Origin of the sequence: Blautia sp. MSK17_66, assembly GCF_020538025.1 — a bacterium.
Lineage (GTDB): Bacteria > Bacillota > Clostridia > Lachnospirales > Lachnospiraceae > Blautia_A.
In genome coordinates this window covers 82,082-101,601 of sequence record NZ_JAJBNQ010000013.1, presented here as the reverse complement: position 1 = coordinate 101,601, position 19,520 = coordinate 82,082, and the positions used below count along the sequence as shown (strand labels likewise).

Below are 19,520 nucleotides of genomic sequence, written 5' to 3'. Positions count from 1 at the left end.
TTAAGAATTTTCGAGAATCGTATGTGTTTCACTGTTTAGTTATCAAGGTTCTTTGCTGTGCTGTCTCTCAGACAGCTTATCTATATTACCACATTCATCAGTGCTTGTCAAGTACTTTTTTATTTTCTTTTCGAAGCTTTTATGATGTTTGTGCATCGCTCTCAGGCGACTTGTCTACTCTATCACATCCATACTGGATTGTCAACAACTTTTTTGTTTTTTCAAAACTTTTCAAATTGTGTGTTCAAAAGAATCAATTCTTTGTGACAGCTCAGTTAGAATACCACTTTCTACACAGACTGTCAACCGTTTTTTGAATTTTTTTATTTCTTATTTTCCAGCCCCTATTCTCTAACTGATATCATTCATTTCACGATACTCTTTTGGGGTCACTCCATAACGCTTTCTGAACTGTCTGTTAAAATTAGAAAGGTTGGTAAATCCGGCATCCTGAGAAATGTTCAATATCTTATCGTCGGTTTTCTTCAGTGCCTCTGCTGCCACCGCCAGTCTTCGCTCATTCACATAGGCGATCAGACTTAATCCCGTCATCTTTTTGAACCAGCGCATAAAATGGCTGTCACTCCATCCGCAGAACTTTGCCACCTCTCCAACTGTAAGATTTTCATCGATATTTTTTTCTATCTTATGCAGCACCATTTTTAGTTGCTCCCGGTCCGGTGAAGACACTTCTTTTACAGACGGATATTTTCTTATAAGAAGAAAGAGCAGTTGAAGAACTGCCGCCTTTACTCCCAGTTCATAGCCTTTTTCTCTGGACGCACATAAGTCTTCCATCTGGCTCAGGCATTGTTTCAGGACATCATAGCCTTCCTCCTGCTCCTGAACACAGATTGGCGGAAGCAGTTTACCGGCTGCAAGAGGAACCAGAAATTCACCGGCACAGAGATCTGCTGCCCCTGCCCCCAGAAAATCCACTTCAAAAATAATATTTTCATATTCTATAGAAGAACCCTTTGTTTTATACAATGCATGAAGAGTTCCCGGAGGAACCACAAAAATATCCCCCGCCTTTCCCTGAAACAGACCTGTCTCCAGTTGGATCTCTCCTCTTCCTTTTTTGACATAGATCAGTTCCATTTCTTTATGCCAGTGAAGAGAAACTGACGGAAAATCCAGCGGGATCGTACACGGATAGATATTAAACGGAAACAGTTTGCTCCCGTGCTGTTTCTTTTCCTGATATTTCTGATCTTGTTCTTTTTCCATAATATTTTTTCTCCGTTATTTTTCTCCATTATGATAGGATAGTATTAGTATTTGCAAGATTTTTACAAGAAACGACAAAAAATATGTGGTATAAATATAAGCATAACATAGTACAAGATGTTTTCTGACAACCAACCTAAACCTCGCAACTGTTCATGGAAAGGAATCTCCGGGATTCTCGGGATATGCTCTGTGAACAGTTACAAAAATCTTTTATCTATGTATATGAAAGGAGTGGCTCACATGAGTGAAACCATGACAAATAAACTTAACGATCTTTGCAAAAAAGACATCAAAACTGCTTCCAATGAGGAACTTTATCACGCACTTCTGAAACTTGTTGATGAAAAAAGTCAGCAGCAGGTTCACAGTGTAACTGGAAGAAAGCTTTATTATATCTCAGCAGAATTCCTGATTGGAAAGCTTCTGTCCAACAACCTTATCAACCTCGGACTCTACGATGATGTAAAAGAAGCCCTGGCTGCTGCCGGAAAATCTCTGGCGGATATCGAAGAACAGGAACCGGAACCGAGCCTTGGAAATGGCGGTCTCGGACGACTGGCAGCCTGCTTCCTTGACAGTCTTGCAACTTTAAATCTTCCTGGCGACGGTGTAGGACTTCGCTACCATTGCGGTCTTTTTCACCAGAACTTCAAAAACAATATCCAGAATGAAACTCCTGATTTCTGGCTGACCGATGCCTGTGCGGCTCAGGCTACAGACACTGTTTTCCCAGTATCTCTGGCAGGAAAGGAATACTCTGCAAGACTTTATAAGCTTCCTGTTACAGGATATGAGGGAAGAACCAACACCCTGAATCTTTTTGACCTGGACACTGTTGATGAATCCGTGATCGGTGAAGGAATCTCCTTTGACAAAAAGGACATTGCCAAAAACCTGACTCTTTTCCTCTATCCGGATGATTCCGACGAAGACGGACGTCTGCTCCGTATCTATCAGCAGTATTTCATGGTTTCCGCCGGTGCACAGCTTATTCTTTCTGAATGTATCGCAAGAGGATGTAATTATCACGATCTCGCTGACTATGCTGCAATCCAGATCAACGATACACACCCGAGCATGGTGATCCCGGAACTGGTCCGTCTGCTTATGCTTCATGATATCGTTTTTGAAGAAGCAGTGCAGATTGTTACAGATACCTGTGCTTACACAAACCACACAATCCTTGCCGAAGCCCTGGAAAAATGGCCGAGACATTATCTGAAGAACGTTGTTCCGCAGCTTATGCCGATCATCGAAAAGCTTGATGCTGTGGCTAAGGAACGGACCGAAGACGCCTCCCTGGCAGTCATTGACCAGAACCAGGTTGTTCATATGGCACACATGGATATCCATTTCTCACATTCCACAAATGGTGTCGCAACTCTCCATACACAGATTCTCAAAGAGAGTGAGCTTGCCGGATTTTATCATCTGTATCCTGAGAAATTCAACAACAAAACAAATGGTATCACCTTCCGTCGCTGGCTCCTCAAATGTAACCCGGCTCTGACCTGTGAAATTGAGAGTCTGATCGGCAGTGGATTTAAGAAGGACGCTTCAGAACTGAAGAAACTCCTGGCATATACAGATGACCAGAACGTACTTCAGAAGCTCTCCGAGATCAAGAAACAGAACAAAGAGGCTCTTGCCGCATGGCTTCTTCAGAAACAGGGCGTAAAGCTTAATACAAATGCCATGTTTACGATCCAGTCCAAACGACTTCACGAGTATAAACGCCAGCAGCTGAATCTTCTGTTCCTGATCCATCAGTATCTGGAAATCAAAGCCGGTCACACACCTTCCGTTCCGCTGGTAAGTATCTTTGGTGCCAAAGCAGCTCCGGCATATATCATCGCCAAAGACATCATCCATGGACTCCTCACCCTTTCTCAGGTGATCGAGAATGACCCGGAAGTTTCCAAATGGATGCAGCTTGTCTTTGTAGAAAACTACAATGTTTCTGCTGCTGAGATGATGATCCCGGCATGTGATCTCTCCGAGCAGATCAGTCTTGCTTCCAAAGAGGCATCCGGAACCGGAAACATGAAGTTCATGCTGAACGGTGCCCTGACTCTCGGAACTATGGACGGTGCAAATGTAGAAATCTCCGAAGCAGTTGGAAATGACAACATTTATATCTTTGGACAGAGCAGCAAACAGGTCATCCACCGCTATGCAGCAGGCGACTACTGCTCGAGAGACTGGTATGAGGCAGACCCGAATCTTCACCGTGCGATCGACTTCCTTACAGGTAAGGAAATGCTTTCCTTCGGTGATGAAGAACACCTGAAACGTCTCCAGAATGAGCTGATCGGCAAAGACTGGTTCCAGACTCTTCCGGATTTCAACGCCTATGTAGTCCGTAAACAGCAGGCAATGGCTGATTACGCTGCTGACCAGGAGAACTGGAGCCGCAGAACTCTGATCAATATTGCAGAAGCCGGATTCTTCTCTTCTGACAGAACCATCGCAGAATATGACAACGACATCTGGCATCTCGGAAAATAATTTTCGAAAAATAAGTTATTGAAAAACAGAGAGGAAATCTTTACACTTCCTCTCTGTTTTTTATTTTCCCGAGTTGGATTTTCGAATCTGCTGTGTCAATTCCTCCCCGCCTTCTTCGTACCACGTTTCTACAAACTCGTCAAAATAGCTGACTGGCTTCACACCCATAATGATCTGGATGAAGCTGTTTTTTTCAAGCTGCAGAAGAGATTTTGGAACTTCTCCGTCGCTGTCATCCAGGTATTTGCTCTTTACCGACCGGTAATTTCCATCCAGCAGTCTTCCTACTGCCACAAGCCTGGATTCATATGCTGCCCAGTCTTCTGCTATCTCCGATTTTCCATGGATATATTTTTCTGCCGCATCATAGTATGATTTTGCAATCTCGCTGAGAGTACTTTCCTGACGCTGTCCACTCATCACAGCCAGTATATCCTTTGTGATCTGGAAAGTCGCCTCATTATAATCAACGTTTATGACCAGCGACCTGGCTGTCGGATCTACATTCAGTGCAAAATATTCATTTACCTCATCTGCATCCTCGGCGGTATATCTGCTGTAATCAAACAGAACGCTTATGATCTTCATTACGATTTCCGGATGTTCATACCCCTTACGCACAACCACATACTTGCTGTCACTAAAAGAGGCATACACATTCTTCCAGTCTACTTCCTGCAGATAATACGGCATCCATTCGGCGTCTTTATCTGTCTCATAAATATCCATCAACGGATTGTTCGGCGTCCACCAGAGTCCAAAAAACGCTCCGCATTTGCCGCTCACCACCAGATCTCTCAGATTATTCTGTGCCCTGAGTGCAAAATTCTGATCCAGCACCCCGCGTTCATACAATTCATGCAGATAACTCAAGGCATTTCTGGTCTCTTCTGTCACAGATCCATAGACGATCTCTCCATTCTGGTTGATCCATTTGCGGGGGCTTGACCCAAATTTGTCAAAAACAGGATCAACGGAATAGCTGGAACTGGTACTTCCCACCAGGTCTGTATCACAGACAAGGCCGACGGGCTCCTCTCCTTCTGCTGTTCCCATCCGGTTCTGTACAAATGCCTCCACGATATCAAAGGCATCCTCCAGAGTCTTTGGCTCTTCAAGCCCCAGCTCGTCTATCCAGTCTTTGCGGAGCCACATCAGACGCGGTCCATGATCTGTGACCGTCTCCGGGATAGCCATCAGCTTTCCATCAAATTTCACAGACTCCAGAAGACCGCTTCCATAGCTTTCGAACATTTCTTTGATCCGTTTCGAGGTACAGTTCTGATACACCTCCGTCAGATCCTCAACCAGATCGTTTTCTACGAGTTCCTTGAGCATATCCCTGTCTGAGATCACCAGGACATCCGGCAGAGTCTGATCCTTTATCAGAATATTGACAAACTCATCATAGCGGTCTTCACTCTCCATATATATATTCTCATTCTGAATGTTCAGGATCTTTTTGAGATATCGGGTATAGGCATTATCTTCATAGGTATTTCCATCCGGAAGATTGGAATTATTGGTGCCGCTCATCTGCCCCAGCGTATAAGTCACAAGTTCCGGATACGCTCCATAAGGACTCTGTGCAGCACTTTCCCAGCTGCCGGTTCTCACATTTTCTTCTGCCGTTGAACTTTTCTGTTCTGACGCCGTTTTCTGCGCCGGCTGATTACTTATGCCGCATCCGGACAGACTTATTATACATCCCAAAATCACCGGCAGCTTCCATTTACTCTTCATAGTTTCTGATCTCCTTCGGGAATCTCATGATAACGGTCGTACCCTCTCCCGGTGCACTATAGATCTGTATTCCATAGGATTCTCCGTAAAGAAGCCGGATACGGTCATTGACATTCTTAAGACCATATCCTTTCGCCTGGTAGGTGACAAGAGTTTCTGCCTTCTCCTGTTCCATCCCTGTTCCATTATCACGGACAATGATCTCCACATCATCTCCCTGCCCTTTGAACGAAAGAAAAAGCTTTTTGTCTCCTTCTTCCTTCTCGTCGATTCCATGCTCGATCGCATTTTCCACGACAGGCTGAAGGAGAAGCTTCGGCATCTTTTCGTTCTTGATATCCGGATCTGTTTCCCATTCTACTGTAAAATTATGATCATGCATGGTCAACTGGATTTCCAGATACGCTTCCATATTTCGGATACAGGTCTCGACGGTGACCATGTCTTCCCCCTTACTCAGGGCAGTTCTGTAAAAGGTCGAGAGTGCAAGGGTCACTTTACTGATCTCCATCTGCCCGCTGCGGATTGCCATCCAGTTCATCATGGACAGCGTATTATACAGAAAATGCGGATTGATCTGTGCCTGCAGTGCTTTCAATTCATATTCCTTCAATGCAATCTTATTAACGTATACTTCATCGATCAGACGGTTGATCTCATCCATCATCCTTCGGAAGCTGTTGATCAGAATACCAACCTCGTCTTCAGAATCACTGCTGACTGTAACCTCTCTGCTTCCATGATTCACCTGGTCCATATTTCTGGTAAGTTCTTCGATCTTTCTTGTAAAAATTCTAGAAAAAGCCAGCCCCAGAGCCAGAGTGATCAGACAGCAGAGTGCCATCAGTGGAATTTCTTCCAGCAGCAGTCTCCGGACAGAACCTGAGATTGCCCGCTGGCTTTTGTAGAGATAAAAATTCCAGTTATTCTCTTCACTTTCCGCCATCGTGTAAGCACACTCCTGAGATATCTTTTCAAGAGCAGTGTCCCTGTCATCTGTTCTTTCCAGTTCAATATTCTCAAGGCTGCTTTTGTTGTAGAGGATCGTACCATCCTCATCTGTGACCATTCCTCCGTTTTCCTCATTGAGAATATTCATCAGCGGCTGAAATATCTTATCGTAATCCAGCACAATACAGATTGCCGCATCCAGAGTCTGCTCATCATAGATCATACGGACTGCCGCCACCTCTTTGCGCTCAAGATTCACCAGCCACTGGATCCTTACATCGTCCTGAAGTTCACTGCTCCACCATTCTTCCTGCATTTTAGCAAGCGGAACCAGCGTATATTCATGTTCTACCTGAATACTCTCTGCAAACAGCTGGATCCTATTAATGGCATCATGGTAAGATTTTGGCACCGACAGAAGAGGATCTGCAATTTGGTTATATTTCTCATAAGCAGTATAATTATCAATGCTTTTTTCTTTGATGATCTCTGTGATATCCGGCGAATATGTAAGATAGTTCAAAAGACTGTTGTAAACAGCAGTCTGACTGTCAATGCTCTCCTTCGTCTGCTCGATGATCGACTGCATGTCCTCCATATCACTGCTTCGAACCATCGCACTCTGTCTGCTGTGACCATAGAGAGCAAGAACCGTCATTGGTACCAGAGCAGTCACGACCAGAAGAAGCGTCAGCCTGTGCCGGTATTTCATGTTTTTGATACACTTAAGAAGTCTGTTCATCCTCCGCTGTTCCTTTCCTGTAGGATTCCGGACTGCTTCCATAGTAATCCCGGAAACTCCGGCAGAAGTAAGACACATTTGCAAATCCTACCTTCTCACTGACCTGTGCCACCTTCATATTGGTGCTGCACAGAAGGTCTTTGGCCTTTTCCATACGGAACACTCGAATATAACGATTCAGATTCATCCCTGTTTCTTTCTTAAAAATAAAGCTTAAATAACCAGAAGACAGATAGACCTTTTCTGCTAGCATTTCCAGATTCAGATCCTCATCATAATGCTGATAAATATAATTTTTGACAGCAGTGACTTCATTTCTGGAACTGTCCATAGAACGCTCCAGGAAAGCCTCATATCCTTGATATTGTCTTCTGTCACACCGAGGATTTCCTTTATGTTCCTGCAATTATAAAGGCGTTCGATCTCATGCTCCAGTCTGCGTTCGCCGGAAAACTGATTCTCCTGAAAAAGTTCCTGAATCACATTGGAAAATACAAATTTAATATACATTGCAGAATACTGCGTATTATCATGATATTTTTCTTTGAGGCATTCAAAATGTTTCTGAAGCTGTTCCGTATCTTTGCGCGTGATATCCTCGGAGATCGCCTGCATGATCTGAGAATCCTGCACCTCTCCTACTGCCATATTCAGGGGATCATCTTCATTTGTAAAGATATGCTTGTCCGGATGATAAAATTTCTCTTCCATCTGCTGCTCCAGCTGCTCCAGAACTGACGGAAGATTTTCGTAACCTTCAAATTTCCTGCTTACAGCCAGATAAAACCGCTCCATATATTCCCGTTTCATGAAATTATAGATATGATTCGCCACCAGCTGATAATCACAGTAGACATCCTGGAATAAAACAAGTGACTGTCTTCCATTCAGATTCAGATAAAAAATTTTCCTTCGAAGCTCCTGCTGAAGTACCTGATCCAGATTTTCTTCTGCCGTATCAAAAAAAGCCACATCTGATTCAAGCAGAATTGCACAGTGCCAGTCATTCCATTTATTCAGATCAATGAGTTCGCCTGCTTTTTCCAGAACTTCCTTCTTGCCGGAATACAGATAGTTCTGAAGAAAATACTGCTGGAGAAAAATCTTCTCCTTGATTTCACGACTTTCCTTCTTTATCCGACTGGCAATTGTCACCTCCGCACGCTGGATCACTCGGTGAAAATCCTCTGGATTTACCGGTTTCAGGATATATTCCGTGACACCATAGCGTATTGCTTCCTGCGCAAATGCAAAGTCGCTGAAACCACTGAATATGATGATCTGAAGATCCGGCTGTTCTTCCTTTGCCTTTTTGGAAAGTTCCAGCCCTGTCATGTGCGGCATTTTGATGTCTGTAAGAAGAAGCTGTATATCTTCTTCACGCAGAATCTGCAGCGCCTCCCTGCCATTGGAAGCTTCAAAGATTTTGTGTTCCTTTGTTTCTGTGGAAATCAGATATTTCAGTCCTTCTCTTTCAATCTTCTCATCATCCACGATCAGAACATTGATCATTCCCCCACCCCCTGTTATTTTACCTTATTTGTTTATTCTACCACAAAATCCCCGGAAAGAGTATCTTCCCGGAGACTTGTATTTGAATAAATTTATGCAATTGTCTGCAGTAATTTTTTCTTATCAGCCTTTGACTGCACCGGCTACAACACCTTCAATAATGTGTTTCTGGCATACCAGATATACAATAATGATCGGAATGATATCGATCATGATACTTGCCATCATCGGTCCCATCTGCACATGTCCGAAGCTTCCGCGGAAATACTGGACTGCCATCGGAATGGTACGATATTTCTTGATATCCAATACCAGTGTCGGCAGAAGGTAGTCATTCCATACCCACATCAGTTCCAGGATCGCGGTAGAGATAATTGTTGGTTTCAGGATCGGGATCAGAACCTTGAAGTATACCTGCAGAGGTGTACAGCCATCGATCAGAGCCGCTTCTTCGATTTCAAGCGGAATACCCTTTACAAATCCTGTAAACATAAAGACTGCCAGACCTGCACCAAATCCAAGATAGATAATACAAATGTTGTATGGATTGTTCAGACGTAAGGTGTCGGCTGTTTTTGCCAGTGTGAACATAACCATCTGAAACGGTACTACCATACTGAATACGCAGAGGTAATAGAAAACCTTGGATAATGCTCCGTTTACACGAACAATGTACCAGGCTGCCATAGAGCAGCACAGCATGATCAGAGCAACGGACATCACTGAGATCACAAGACTGTACCAGAAGGATTTGAGGAAATCCATCTGTGTAACACTTGCCACAAAGTTTGCAACACCATTCCATGTCTCAGCTGTAGGAAGACTGAATACACCTGAAGTTGTAATCGCAGCTTCTTTCTTTAAAGAGTTGACTAAGATCAGTACGATCGGATACATCCAGAGGATGCAGATCAGCGTCAAAATAATTGACGCAACCGGATTTTTTTTCTTATTTTCCATCACTGCTGCACCTCCTTAGATGATGTTGCACGAAGCTGTATCAGTGCGATCGCTACAACCAGCAGGAAGAATACAACTGCTTTTGCCTGGCCGATACCCTTCCACTGAGCGCCGCTTCTTGCATAAAATGTATCATAAATATTCAAAGCCAGTAACTGTGACTGTTTACCCGGATCTCCTCCTGTAAGAGAAAGGTTCTGGTCAAACATCTTGAATCCGTTTGTCAGAGTCAGGAAAGTACAGATTGTAACAGACGGCATAATCATCGGGATCTTGATCTTGAACAGGATCTGTCTGTTTGTCGCACCGTCGATCTGTGCTGCTTCGACCAGATCAGGAGAAACGTTGTTCAGACCTGCTATGTAGATGATCATCATATATCCGATCTGCTGCCACATCAGAAGAATCAGCATACCGATGAATCCGTTTCTTGCAGAAAGTGAAAGCAAAGGCTGTCCCCATTTGGAGAGCAGTCCGTTTAACAGTGTCTGCCAGATATATCCAAGTACGATACCACCAATCAGGTTCGGCATAAAGAATACGGTACGGAATGCGTTGGTTCCTCTGTATCCCTTGGTGAGTACCAGTGCGATGGAAAATGCCAGCACATTGATCAGAATACTGGAAACAAAAGCAAACACAACAGTCAGCCAGAATGAATGACTGAAGGTGTTATCCAGTAAGATCTTGGAATAGTTCGAAAATCCGACAAAGGTTACATCATTTACGGTTGTAAATTTGCAAAATGAAAGATAAATGCCCCAGATAAAAGGCCAAAGGAAACCGATAACAAATGCCGCAAAAGTCGGCAGTACAAAAATCGGCCACCATTTTTTGATCGTTCTTCCTACCATTATAATTCTCCTCTTTCCCTCTCATAGAACCCACAGGAGGAGGCAAGAACCTCGCCTCCTCTTGATGATTGATCACATGTTATTTTAATTACTCGGAGAGAGCTTTCTCTGTAGCCCATCCGTCAACGAATGCACTTACAACATCATCCCATGAACCTGTGCCTGCTGCATATGCGGTAAGAGCTGTTCCAAGTCCGTTTTTCCACTCTTCAGACGGCATTGTTGTGAAGTTCCATGAAACAGGTGTTTTTCCAGCTTCTGTATATTCAGCATCCTGATTTACAAATACGTTTGTAGACTCCTGTGCTGTTTTGAAAGGAAGTGTGAATCCCATATCGTTTGCCATGGATTTTGTTCCTGTTTCAGATGTTACACACCAGTTCATGAAGTCCAGAGTTGCCTGAACGTCTTCATCAGATGCATTCTTGTTTACACACCAGTAGTTCTCTGTACCTGTTGCAAGTCCCTCGTTTTCATCATCTACACCAAAGTAGATCGGGATCATTGCAAGCTCGTCATCTCCGTATGTCTTGGACAGTTCTGCATATTCCCAGGTACCATTCTGATAGAATACTGCTTCGCCGTTTACAAATTCGTTTCTGGAGTCATCTGCTGTTTTTGCAGAGAGTTCAGCTCCGTCACAGGTAGAATCTGTGATGTACAGGTCAAACAGGTTCTTGTAGTTGTCAAGATATGTTCCTTTGATTGCCTCTGTATCATCGATTCCGTCTTCTTTGTACTCATAGTAGATCGGAAGGTTTGCAAGATGTGTTTTGAATCTCCAGTCAGAGGATCCGTCCATACCTGCAGATGTGAAAGCACCTTTGATTCCAAGCTCGTCCTTTCTTGCCTGAATATCATCTGCTACTTTCTTCAGATCATCGTAGCTCTTGATATCATCCAGAGAATATCCTGCTTTTTCAAGTAAGGTTTTGTTTGTGATCAGGCCATAGGATTCGATTACATATGCGATACCATCTACAGCATCTCCGTCTTTGAGCTCGTAAGTATCAGAGGTAAGTCCTTTTGTGATCTCTGCATCTGTCAGATCATAGCAGTAATCTTTCCAGTTCTTAAGTCCAACCGGTCCGTTTACCTGGAACAGTGTCGGAGCATCGCTCTTTGCCATTTCAGACTGAAGTGTTGTCTCATACTGTCCGGATGCTGCTGTTACAACTGTTACTTCTGTTCCTGTTTCTTCAGTGTAAGCTTTTGCCAGGTTCTGCCAAGCTTCATCTGCTTCTGGTTTGAAGTTCAGATAGTAAACCTTTCCGCCGTCTGCTGCCATAACCGGTACAGATGGAATCATGCTTGCTGCCATTAATACTGCCATGCTCATTGCTGTTACTTTTTTCATGTTCATAGTACTTATCGCTCCTTTTTTTTGTAAGATTTGTTCTCTTTCAACCTGTCTTTATTATAGATTTATCAGCACTTTTATACTATGATAAAAAATCAAGAAATATGTTGTTTTTTCAAGATATAAAAAAATTGATGTACATTTTACAATTCATGCACATCAACTTCATCTTTTTGTTGAATTTCATTCAACACCCATCTTCCGTCTTCACGTATAAATGTCCAGTATTCATAAAACGACTCCGGAATCTTTTTTCCACGAACAACCTCTAATGTATCTGTATTGATATAATATCCAATCATTCTTCCATGAATCAGATAAACAATACTGGCATCTTCTTCACCTTCATCATCCCACACAGATACCGGAGTCACACTCAGGAGCTGAACTCGTTTCTGTATTGGCTTTTCATGTTTAACTTTCATCCATTCAAGTTTTGTAGTCCAACTTTGGGCAAGACTTTTACTCAGATACTTTTCTGCATAAGATGGATCCAGGAGCCTCCAGCATTCCTGAATAACAAAATATGCATTCTCCACATATTTTTGCATTTCTTTTGCATTCCAGTCTTCGCCCGGCTTTTCGAATTTCTTCATTTTTTGAAGACTTTTGTATTTTGCCTTTTGAATATAGCAATGAAATGCAATCGTTCCAGCCCCGGCAAAACATGCCATTGCCATCCAGCCAACTATCGTTTGCGACCATCCACCCGGACTCTCGTCATCCGTATAGTTTGATTCATTATTATAATGATATGTTCCACCGGAACTTCCCCCTGAACTTCCTCCTGAAGATCCGCCGCCGGCCCTCGCATAACATGTAATTGAAAAGCACAGACAGCAGATACATGCGAGCAGTATACAACAGATTCGTCTATGTCTCGTCATCTTTTTATTCGCTCTTATTTTTCTTTCGTTTACGAGAGATCAGACCAAGAAGGTTCTCATCTTTGGTATCGGAAAGATCATCATCGGTTACGGTTGGCTTGGATACTACGTACGCTCCTCTGCCGGCCGGCGGATCATTCTCCTGCTCAGTCATCTCTTCTGTCGACTCATCCAACGGAACCTCTTCTTCTCTCACCTGCACAACATCGAGGGATTCTTCCATCCCGGAAACTTCCCTGTCATAAGCATTGCTGTCGAAAGTTTCTTTATCAGAAGTTTCTTCCTCACTGTCAGATAAATCGTCTGCTGGCTCTGCCTTCCTGCGTGAGCTCCACGGTGCGTATTCCGGTACGACCGGTTCTTCTGGCTGTGCAGAACTTTCTGCATCATCAGATATGATCTCGCTGTCTGCATCGACTGCTTCTGCTTCCTGTTTGAGTTCTTTCAGACCGCGACGGAGGAGGATCAGGTAGATGAGGTCTACTACTCCGTTGCAGAGGAAGATCCATCCTGCAAAGATTACCGTGTATTTTACCATTGTGAACGGATTGAGTACAAGGGAAACACCGAGCCCGATGAAGATCAGGCTTCCGATCAGAAGGATCTTCCAGAATCCGCTTCCGTTTTTCTTAAGTTTCAGGCTTCCTTTGAGGCTCCAGATGCTGTCTACCAGGATAAAGGTTCCAAGCAGGATCGGCAGAAGCTTGACTACGATCTGAGGATTCATGAAGAGGAAAATTCCGATAACCATCAGAACACCGCCGGAAAAAAGATCCAGAATCGTGGAATTCAGTTTCTCCAGAATATAGAGCAAAATATGATAACATCCCACAAGTATCAGAAGTATTCCAAATATAAATTTACAGATCACATTGATCATATTCACTGGCATAAATGCCAGGCACGCTCCAAGAGCAACGTATATGATCGATGTCACAATCTGACCTTTCAGAAAATTATTGATTTTTTCCCACATTCGCTGCTTTCTCCTTCGTCTTGCATAATTTTTGAAAAGCAAAAATGAATCCTGAGGATCACGTACAATACCGAAATGTTCTGTCTGTCAGTATCCTTGCAAAGATCAGCCCCAGAGGGAGCGCAGCTATGATCAGGATGGCTGCGGCAAACCAGGATGCGGCTGTAGAAAGGGACATGATCCCAAGATTATAAAATCCTCTGTAGAGATACAGTCCCGGTACCATGATAACAATAGAAGGAACCGTCAGGGAGATTCGCGGATAACCTGCTTTGTTTTTTATCATGGAGGCAAGAAGACCGGCTGTCAGTGCACCAATGAAAGCTGCGGCTGCAGGCGGCATTCCGGCCAGATCCACAAGTTCCAGTCGAAGTGTATTGGCCACCGCTCCAATGAGTGCCGACGCTGACGCAAGCCTTATAGGACTGTTGAACATAATTGAGAAGCCAAACACCCCACAGAAGCTGGCAAGAAACCGGAACACGATCCATAATTTCACCGGAAGGGAGATTCTGATGAAATCTACCGGTTTCAGTTGCAGAAGCAATGCCATGATCCAGGCAGACATCGTCGCTACCAAGATAATGATCAGTGCATACATCAGTCTTTCTGTTCCTGAACGCATGTCCAGCTTGGCAAGATCAATACCACTCGTGATAAACGGAAAGCCGGGAATAATAAACAACATCGCACAGATATAACCTGCCTCATGCTGAATGGAAATTCCAAACAATACTTCTCCAATCTTCAGAAATCCTGCATAAACAAGGCAGGCCAGTGAGACCGAGGATACAATACAGAGAAACAGGGTAAAATGATGTTTCGTCAGCTTGCATCTGAGGAAATTCCCAAACCCTGCACCCACAAAGGCACAGAACATCTCAATCGGCCCGCCGCCGAGCAGGAAAGTAAAGCCACAGCATGCGAGAGCAGCCGCAAATCCCAGTGCAATCGGAGAATACAGCCCGTGGATCCTCTCTATATCATCCAGCAGGCTATGTAGCTCTTCCCCCGACATATTCTTTCCGTCCACCTCAAATTCCCGGATAAAATGCTCCAGACGGTTAAGCTTTGACGTATTCACGCCCGTATTGGTAAGACAGAGTGACTGAGTAAAGCCATTCTCCCCGTCAAAACAGGTGTACTCGATCGACATCAAGCCAATGTCTGCCGTACAGGTGATTCCCATGATCTCAGCCAGTGTATTCATCGAACTTCTCACTCGCCATGCACCGGTTCCACAGGACAGAAACATAATCCCTACCCGTCCGATGATAGAAGCTTTCTCCGTAAGACTGGCCTGCGTGACCGGAATATCTGCACCATTCTCGTCAGTATATTCATGCCAGGCAATGTCCATATGATTCTTTCTGATCATCTGCTGCATCACTCGCACTTCCCTGTCTGTCGTTTTACTTCATTCAGGATATGCTCCCGGCATCCCAGTCCAATACCGTTTGCAATCTCAATATTTTTCTCCATCATTCTCTCAAAATGATAAAACGGAAGAAAAATTCCCAGCGTTTCGGTATTTTTTTCTTTGCCTTCTTCGTCCCTGACACCATAATACATCAATGCCCGCGGCAGTTCCTCCTGAAGGCGCATCAGGAAATCCCACACGATCGCATAGATCCTGTCATCATTAATGTCTGTCTTTACAGATTCCGGGAATCGGAACATAAGAAGGATTCCTGTATGTTTCGATATTTTGTCTGTCACGATTTCGCCCTTACTGGTATAACCGTGATTTTCCCTGAAACCGTCTGCCATATACATCTGATAACACGGAATCTCCTCCTGCTCCTCATAAATTCTGTGAAACATCCTGTATTTCTTCTCATAAAGATGTTTCTGAGATTCATCCAGAAGCATTCCCCTGTCATCCGTAAGAAGAACCGGATTCTCCACGCCTTTATCATTGAACCGCATCGGAATCAGGAAAGAATTACGCAGAAGATCAAACATACTGTTATTGCAGACAGCCATGAGAAATGCCGAAAGATCTTTGTTTTCGTATGCATGAAACAAGGCTGCCGCAAAAACAGTTCCCGGAATATCCGTTCCTGCACCTTCACTCTCTTCCGCCGAGGGAATTGCTTCAAAAAATGTATCCTTCAGACGTTCGCACGCTTCCGGGTTTTCAAGGATCTTGTCAAAAATCTGTTCTGCCTTTTCTTCTCTCGGAAATATGGTACTCATAATATCGCCCCTTTTCGGGTTTTATTATAGAACCATGAGCTTCAAATGTAAATTTCATCTCTTGTATATTTAATATAACCAGAACGAATAAGGTTTCTGTTCACTCCGGCTTTTGTAAGTTTCTCGTGTTTTTTTCGACCATCTTACGCGGCACCATGATCTGATGTCCGCAGCCCATGCATTTCAGTCGGAAATCTGCTCCCACTCGAAGGATTTCCCATTCCTTGCTTCCGCATGGATGACCCTTCTTGAGAGTCACAATATCCCCTACCTCATAAATAAATCCCATGTATACTTCCTGCCTTATATATTACTGTGAACAGTTACTCTTATCTTACTTTAATCTGAGAAAACACCTGACCGATCGGCTCCTTGATCAGAAGATCCGCATTGCGGTCCCGCGGAGTGGAGGATTTATTGATCACCACCAGTGCCTCTCCCCGGAAATAATCAATCAGACCCGCTGCCGGGTAGACCGCCAGAGAAGTTCCTCCTATGATCAGAACCTGCGCCTTCGAAATTGCTCTGACAGATTCTTCGATTGTCTGACTGTCAAGTCCCTCCTCATAGAGAACCACATCCGGCTTCACAATACCGCCGCACTCACATCTCGGCACTCCTTCACTGTGCTTCACATAATCAAAATCATAGAATTTCCCACATCGCATACAATGATTGCGGTATACGCTTCCATGAAGCTCCAGCACCTTATGACTGCCCGCCATCTGATGAAGATTATCAATATTCTGCGTGATCACAGCCTTAAGCCTGCCCGCCTCCTCAAGCTCTGCCAGCTTAAGATGTGCTGCATTCGGCTTTGCAGTATCACAGAGCATCTTGTCACGGTAAAACTTATAAAATTCTTCCGGATTACTCATAAAAAACGTGTGGCTCAGAATCGTTTCCGGCGGATAATCATACTTCTGATGATACAACCCGTCCTGTGAACGGAAATCAGGAATCCCACTCTCCGTAGACACTCCTGCCCCGCCAAAAAACACAATATTATCATGCTGATCAATCAGCTCCTGTAATTTCATGATCTTTGCATCCATGTCAATTCCCCCTTCACCTCTGCATAGCCATCTATGCACCTGTGTGCTTAATATGCATCCTCTGAGCTTATCCTTCTGCCCTGTACAACAAATCTCGTAGATTCATTTCCCGTACAGGTAGATAACGTAACGATCTTATCCTTGATTGTCAGTTCTCCCGGATCGGTACTGATCTCCGAGTATCCTTTGATCGTCTCCAGATACCTCTGAAACTCCTCTCCCGGTCCCTTAAACAATGTATACGTGTCACTGTCCACACCTGTCGTATAGGCAGAAATGATCTCATAGCGATAGTTCTTATCCGGTGTCAGGATCCAGAAATATTTACTCTTATTATAGACATTCTGATCCTCCGCAAATTTCTTGAGATGCCCGAACATGGAACCATTCTTCATATTATGTCCATAGACCAACGTGTTACAGTCATTGAAATCACTGCTGTTCTCATAATCAATAAAAAGCGTTCCCGCAAAATTATAATTTCCTTCATAGGTCTGATGCAGGTATGTCTCATTGTCCTTGCCCTGTACAATAGGATAACTAATATGATTCAGTGCCTCTACATAAATCCAGCCGACCACATCCGGATTCACACTCTTGAGCGATGCAAAATCCACATTGATCGGTGCCTTGGGCTGTGCCTCCGGTCCTGCCACCTCCTGCGCATCAGGTGCACGGTCCGTGACTGCCATCTGCTCGATATGATTATACTCGTCCGTTCCCTTTTTGTATTCTGTATAGATGTGAAAAAGATTAAAAGCCGCATAGCAAAAAGCTGCTATCGCTATAATAAGAACCAGCGTCAGAAGGAGGTCACCTTTCTTTTTGGTCTTCTGCTGCTTCTCTGTGTTTCTCTCGTCCATAGTTACATTCCTTTCATTCCAGAATTACTCCCCGTTACTGAAAACTTATAAAAAGTTATAAACTTCTATATTCCATTCCTACTTCAACGAGTATGCTTTTGATGGTATAAATATCAATCTACTCACAAGTTTTTGTACTCTCCACAGGCGTAAATTCCGGACTAACGTATCCGTACATATTTGCATTAACGTTTCAGTGTCAGCTTGCAAATTTTTCTCCATAAGTCTTGAGATTTACAGATGCCTGGAAATCTCTGTCAATCATATTTCCACACGCACATCTATAAACTCTGTCAGATAACTTCAAATCTTTTTTGATGTTTCCACAACAGCTGCAAAGCTTTGATGATGGATAAAACCGGTCAGCCACAATAAGCTGGATCCCTTTATCGCTGCACTTGTATTCAAGCTGTTTTCTAAATAAAAAAAATCCCTGTGCCTGAACTGCTTTGGATAAATGTCTGTTTTTCATCATTCCGCTGACATTCAGATCTTCAATACATATAAATCTTGGTTTTCGATTTACGATCTCCGATATGGTCTGATTTAAATAATTTTTACGGATGTTTGTTAGTCTGTGATTTCGTTTTAATAAAAGTTTCTCCTTTTTGATTACATTATTTGTTTTACAGTAACTTTCTCCTCTCTTATTTTTCTCGTAAGAACGAGAGATACTACGCTGTAATCTGCGTTTCTGTTTTTCTAATTTCTTTACTTTCCGACTCTTATTGATGTTCTTATACTTAGTCCCATCAGAGCAGACAGCCAGATCTTTGATTCCCAGGTCTATGCCGACTCCGTCATCATTAAGTGTTTCCCTGCAGTCAGGAAATTCTACACATACACTGATCCACCAGTTCAATCCGTCAAAGGATATTCTCGGGTTCATATATTTAGCATCTGTCGGAATACGTCCATGTTCTGCAAGTCTTACCCAATTCATTTTTTGTTTATTTGCTTTCCTGCTGGAAGAAAAGCCTTCAAATTTAACGTGGGTATTACTGAATCGTATCTTAACGTTGTCCTGATAGAACTTCGGCATTGATCTCTTTCTGGACTTGAATCTTGGGAACTTTTGCAAGCTCCTGAAAAAGTTCTTATAAGCAGTACAGGCATCTTTGACTGCCTGTTTGGTTACATTATTTGAGATATTCAGTAACCATGCATATTCATCAGAATGTCTAAGCTTCGTAAATTCTTTTCTGAGTTCTGCATCTGAAATAAACCCGCCGCCTTTTTCATAGTTCTCAATTTCCCTGGTCAAAGCCCAGTTATAAGCAAATCTTGAAGCACCTGCGTACTGAAACATCTTAGTCTTCTGTACATTGTTTGGTATCAGCATTACTTTTATGGCTTTTACCATCTGTTTCCTCCTGTATCAGTTCACGAATAAGTTTCTTAGCTTTATTCGCTCGTTTTCCCTGTAATTTACAACTAAATACTGTGATTATCTGAACCAAATCTTCAACCAGTTCCTGCTGTTCGGCTTTTTCAGTATTATCAATAATCTCAATCTCACAATTATAAAGTGAAGCGATATATTCTATCAGCTCAAAACCAAATCGCAATAGCCGATTTTATAATTTATATTTAACTGTTAATAACCTCCCTGTTCTGTAAAATCTTAGCACAGGACACATTTTCCGTCAATGGAACGGGCATATAATTTATGGTTAT

General features: G+C 43.3%; 17 protein-coding genes and 1 pseudogene. 1 reads left to right on the top strand and 17 read right to left on the bottom strand.

Features of this window, described 5'->3' with window-relative positions:
* Positions 1-351 precede the first annotated feature (351 nt).
* Entirely contained in the window at positions 352-1,230 is an 879-nt protein-coding gene (locus LIR34_RS08660; RefSeq protein ID WP_173901835.1) for an AraC family transcriptional regulator, read from the bottom strand.
* A 243-nt stretch (positions 1,231-1,473) separates the two neighbouring features.
* Between LIR34_RS08660 and glgP the strand changes: the two genes are divergently transcribed.
* Positions 1,474-3,741 carry a glycogen/starch/alpha-glucan family phosphorylase gene (gene glgP, locus LIR34_RS08655; RefSeq protein ID WP_173901834.1) on the top strand — a complete coding sequence of 756 codons (2,268 nt, stop codon included), beginning with the start codon at positions 1,474-1,476 and terminating at the stop codon, positions 3,739-3,741.
* A gap of 60 nt (positions 3,742-3,801) precedes the next feature.
* Here the strand turns inward: glgP and LIR34_RS08650 are convergent, their stop codons facing one another.
* From LIR34_RS08650 to LIR34_RS08575, 16 genes and pseudogenes are all read right to left on the bottom strand, one after another.
* Positions 3,802-5,484, bottom strand: coding sequence for an extracellular solute-binding protein (locus LIR34_RS08650; RefSeq protein WP_173901833.1), 1,683 nt, complete (start codon positions 5,482-5,484; stop codon positions 3,802-3,804).
* Positions 5,474-7,177 carry a cache domain-containing sensor histidine kinase gene (locus LIR34_RS08645; RefSeq protein WP_173901832.1) on the bottom strand — a complete coding sequence of 568 codons (1,704 nt, stop codon included), beginning with the start codon at positions 7,175-7,177 and terminating at the stop codon, positions 5,474-5,476. Before LIR34_RS08645 ends, LIR34_RS08650 begins: the two co-directional genes overlap by 11 nt.
* Entirely contained in the window at positions 7,161-7,508 is a 348-nt protein-coding gene (locus tag LIR34_RS08640) for a helix-turn-helix domain-containing protein (RefSeq protein WP_244092152.1), read from the bottom strand. The genes LIR34_RS08645 and LIR34_RS08640 overlap by 17 nt, the downstream gene beginning before the upstream one ends.
* Positions 7,439-8,689, bottom strand: coding sequence for a response regulator (locus tag LIR34_RS08635; protein ID WP_244092151.1), 1,251 nt, complete (start codon positions 8,687-8,689; stop codon positions 7,439-7,441). The genes LIR34_RS08640 and LIR34_RS08635 overlap by 70 nt, the downstream gene beginning before the upstream one ends.
* Positions 8,690-8,812: 123 nt before the next feature.
* Positions 8,813-9,649, bottom strand: a complete 837-nt coding sequence (locus tag LIR34_RS08630; RefSeq protein WP_173901831.1) for a carbohydrate ABC transporter permease — start codon at positions 9,647-9,649, stop codon at positions 8,813-8,815.
* Positions 9,649-10,503 carry a carbohydrate ABC transporter permease gene (locus LIR34_RS08625; RefSeq protein ID WP_022214140.1) on the bottom strand — a complete coding sequence of 285 codons (855 nt, stop codon included), beginning with the start codon at positions 10,501-10,503 and terminating at the stop codon, positions 9,649-9,651. The genes LIR34_RS08630 and LIR34_RS08625 overlap by 1 nt, the downstream gene beginning before the upstream one ends.
* An 88-nt stretch (positions 10,504-10,591) precedes the next feature.
* Entirely contained in the window at positions 10,592-11,866 is a 1,275-nt protein-coding gene (locus LIR34_RS08620) for an ABC transporter substrate-binding protein (RefSeq protein WP_173901830.1), read from the bottom strand.
* Between the two features lie 140 nt (positions 11,867-12,006).
* Complete coding sequence (locus LIR34_RS08615) at positions 12,007-12,750, bottom strand: TIM44-like domain-containing protein (RefSeq protein WP_147342071.1); 744 nt, start codon at positions 12,748-12,750, stop codon at positions 12,007-12,009.
* A gap of 4 nt (positions 12,751-12,754) precedes the next feature.
* On the bottom strand, positions 12,755-13,726 hold the full coding sequence (locus LIR34_RS08610; protein ID WP_173901829.1) for an HdeD family acid-resistance protein: 972 nt from the start codon (positions 13,724-13,726) through the stop codon (positions 12,755-12,757).
* Positions 13,727-13,784: 58 nt separating this feature from the next.
* Positions 13,785-15,113: a threonine/serine ThrE exporter family protein gene (locus LIR34_RS08605; RefSeq protein WP_173901842.1), complete on the bottom strand. Its 1,329-nt coding sequence runs from the start codon at positions 15,111-15,113 to the stop codon at positions 13,785-13,787.
* Positions 15,113-15,925, bottom strand: coding sequence for a DUF4866 domain-containing protein (locus tag LIR34_RS08600; RefSeq protein WP_161284079.1), 813 nt, complete (start codon positions 15,923-15,925; stop codon positions 15,113-15,115). The genes LIR34_RS08605 and LIR34_RS08600 overlap by 1 nt, the downstream gene beginning before the upstream one ends.
* A gap of 100 nt (positions 15,926-16,025) precedes the next feature.
* Entirely contained in the window at positions 16,026-16,214 is a 189-nt protein-coding gene (locus LIR34_RS08595; protein WP_161284078.1) for a DUF951 domain-containing protein, read from the bottom strand.
* Between the two features lie 40 nt (positions 16,215-16,254).
* On the bottom strand, positions 16,255-16,980 hold the full coding sequence (locus LIR34_RS08590) for an NAD-dependent protein deacylase (protein ID WP_161284077.1): 726 nt from the start codon (positions 16,978-16,980) through the stop codon (positions 16,255-16,257).
* 47 nt (positions 16,981-17,027) lie between these two features.
* Complete coding sequence (srtB, locus tag LIR34_RS08585; RefSeq protein WP_173901828.1) at positions 17,028-17,843, bottom strand: class B sortase; 816 nt, start codon at positions 17,841-17,843, stop codon at positions 17,028-17,030.
* Between the two features lie 199 nt (positions 17,844-18,042).
* Entirely contained in the window at positions 18,043-19,206 is a 1,164-nt protein-coding gene (locus tag LIR34_RS08580) for an RNA-guided endonuclease InsQ/TnpB family protein (RefSeq protein ID WP_173901827.1), read from the bottom strand.
* A pseudogene (locus LIR34_RS08575) lies at positions 19,154-19,420 on the bottom strand (IS607 family transposase); the annotation flags it as partial. The pseudogene LIR34_RS08575 and the gene LIR34_RS08580, both read right to left, overlap by 53 nt.
* Between the last annotated feature and the right edge of the window lie 100 nt (positions 19,421-19,520).

What these genes read in the sequence shown, in the direction of transcription:
- LIR34_RS08660 (WP_173901835.1), bottom strand. Translation starts at nt 1,230, where the DNA reads ATGGAAAAAGAACAAGATCAGAAATATCAGGAAAAGAAACAGCACGGG.
- glgP (WP_173901834.1), top strand. Translation starts at nt 1,474, where the DNA reads ATGAGTGAAACCATGACAAATAAACTTAACGATCTTTGCAAAAAAGAC.
- LIR34_RS08650 (WP_173901833.1), bottom strand. Translation starts at nt 5,484, where the DNA reads ATGAAGAGTAAATGGAAGCTGCCGGTGATTTTGGGATGTATAATAAGT.
- LIR34_RS08645 (WP_173901832.1), bottom strand. Translation starts at nt 7,177, where the DNA reads ATGAACAGACTTCTTAAGTGTATCAAAAACATGAAATACCGGCACAGG.
- LIR34_RS08640 (WP_244092152.1), bottom strand. Translation starts at nt 7,508, where the DNA reads ATGGACAGTTCCAGAAATGAAGTCACTGCTGTCAAAAATTATATTTAT.
- LIR34_RS08635 (WP_244092151.1), bottom strand. Translation starts at nt 8,689, where the DNA reads ATGATCAATGTTCTGATCGTGGATGATGAGAAGATTGAAAGAGAAGGA.
- LIR34_RS08630 (WP_173901831.1), bottom strand. Translation starts at nt 9,649, where the DNA reads ATGGAAAATAAGAAAAAAAATCCGGTTGCGTCAATTATTTTGACGCTG.
- LIR34_RS08625 (WP_022214140.1), bottom strand. Translation starts at nt 10,503, where the DNA reads ATGGTAGGAAGAACGATCAAAAAATGGTGGCCGATTTTTGTACTGCCG.
- LIR34_RS08620 (WP_173901830.1), bottom strand. Translation starts at nt 11,866, where the DNA reads ATGAACATGAAAAAAGTAACAGCAATGAGCATGGCAGTATTAATGGCA.
- LIR34_RS08615 (WP_147342071.1), bottom strand. Translation starts at nt 12,750, where the DNA reads ATGACGAGACATAGACGAATCTGTTGTATACTGCTCGCATGTATCTGC.
- LIR34_RS08610 (WP_173901829.1), bottom strand. Translation starts at nt 13,726, where the DNA reads ATGTGGGAAAAAATCAATAATTTTCTGAAAGGTCAGATTGTGACATCG.
- LIR34_RS08605 (WP_173901842.1), bottom strand. Translation starts at nt 15,113, where the DNA reads ATGCAGCAGATGATCAGAAAGAATCATATGGACATTGCCTGGCATGAA.
- LIR34_RS08600 (WP_161284079.1), bottom strand. Translation starts at nt 15,925, where the DNA reads ATGAGTACCATATTTCCGAGAGAAGAAAAGGCAGAACAGATTTTTGAC.
- LIR34_RS08595 (WP_161284078.1), bottom strand. Translation starts at nt 16,214, where the DNA reads ATGGGATTTATTTATGAGGTAGGGGATATTGTGACTCTCAAGAAGGGT.
- LIR34_RS08590 (WP_161284077.1), bottom strand. Translation starts at nt 16,980, where the DNA reads ATGGATGCAAAGATCATGAAATTACAGGAGCTGATTGATCAGCATGAT.
- srtB (WP_173901828.1), bottom strand. Translation starts at nt 17,843, where the DNA reads ATGGACGAGAGAAACACAGAGAAGCAGCAGAAGACCAAAAAGAAAGGT.
- LIR34_RS08580 (WP_173901827.1), bottom strand. Translation starts at nt 19,206, where the DNA reads ATGGTAAAAGCCATAAAAGTAATGCTGATACCAAACAATGTACAGAAG.